The 1569-nt window shown below is 63.6% G+C and carries 1 protein-coding gene; it reads left to right on the top strand.

Features of this window, described 5'->3' with window-relative positions; translation table 11 throughout:
• Positions 1–78 precede the first annotated feature (78 nt).
• On the top strand, positions 79–1494 hold the full coding sequence (locus tag ABR323_RS21795; RefSeq protein ID WP_439450808.1) for an IS1182 family transposase: 1416 nt from the start codon (positions 79–81) through the stop codon (positions 1492–1494).
• Positions 1495–1569 lie beyond the last annotated feature (75 nt).

Raw genomic sequence — 1569 nt, 5'->3', positions numbered from 1 at the left:
CAGTCTGTGTAAAAACTGAAAGCGGCGTCCCGGCGTAGTCCCCACAATGCCCGCAACGTAAGTTGCGGGCATTGTCATATGCGCTATGTGTCAGGGCAGGATCGGGATCAGACGGCGTTGTTCCCGCTTTCGCTGGAAGAGTTGGTGCCAGCCGATCACCCCTGCCGGGTCATCGAGGCTTTCGTGGGGATGCTGGACCTGGCCGAGCTGGGCTTTACCCATGCCCAGCTGGGCAGGACCGGGCGCCCGCCCCACAATCCAGCGGACCTGCTCAAGCTGTATCTGTACGGGTACCTCAACCAAGTGCGCTCCTCTCGCCGGTTGGAGCGTGAGTGCCAGCGCAATGTTGAGCTGATGTGGCTGCTTGGCCGGCTCGCTCCTGACCACAAGACCATCGCCAATTTCCGCCGCCAGAACGGCGTGGCACTGCAGCGGGCAGGGGCTGGGCTGGTTCGATTCTGTCAGCAGGCTGGGCTGGTCAAGGGCCAATGGGTGGCCGTTGATGGCTCCAAGTTCCAGGCGGTGGCCAGCAGCAAAGCAGCGGTGCGCGCTGCAGAGGTGGAGCCGAAGCTGGCTCGCCTGGACGAGCGTATCGCCCACTATCTGGCCCAGCTGGATGTCGCAGACACCCAGGAAAGTGATCCGCCGATCGACCGCAGCAAGGTGCAGCAGGCGCTGGAGCAGTTGCGCCAGCGTCGGCAGGTGCTGGTCGAAACCAGCCAGAAACTAGTAGCCCAGAAGCGGACCCACCTGGTGACAAGCGAGCCCGATGCCCGGGTCATGCGCGGTGTCGGGCCGGGCTACAACCTGCAGACCGCCGTGGATGGTGGCAGCGCGATGATCGTGGCACACGCCTTGATCGACGAAGCCGCTGACAACCGGCAGTTGCAACCGATGGCCGAGGCCGCTGCCCAAGCCCTGCAACGACAGACGCTGGATGTGCTGGCCGACGCCGGGTACTCCAATGGCGCCCACGCGCATGCATTGGAACAGGCTGGAATCGTGGCCCATGTGCCGGCCAATCGGGGGGTGAACAATCAGGGGGAAGGCGACCTGCTGGATCGCACGGCCTTTACCTACAACGCTGAGGCAGACGTCATGACCTGCCCGGAAGGCCATACGCTGCAACGCAAGCAGCTCTATCGCCGCGATAACACGGTGATCTACCAGGCCCGCGAACAGGACTGCGGCTCGTGCCCACTCAAGCCTGGCTGCACGCCAGCATCGCGCAGGCTGGTGAGCCGTCATCTACACGAGGACGCGCTGCAGCGCATGCACCAGCGGGCCACGCCAGAGGCGATGAAACGCCGCCGTTGCACGGTGGAGCATCCGTTTGCAGGACTGAAGTACCGCATTTTTGGTCATCCGCGCCTGCTGATGCGGGGACTGGCGGGTGCGGCCGCCGAAATGGCCATCGCTACGACCGTCTGGAACCTCAAAAGGGCCATGGCACTGCTGGGAGCCGGGGAGCTGAGCCGGAAACTGGCGATCTGATACCCAAAAACAAACAACGCCCCTGACGGGGCGTTGTTTGTTTGGGCCGCTTGCAGCTGCTTGTTACACAGACTG

This window comes from Stenotrophomonas sp. ATs4 (genome assembly GCF_051861585.1).
GTDB lineage: Bacteria > Pseudomonadota > Gammaproteobacteria > Xanthomonadales > Xanthomonadaceae > Stenotrophomonas > Stenotrophomonas maltophilia_AS.
This window is presented reverse-complemented; position numbering and strand designations above follow the sequence as displayed.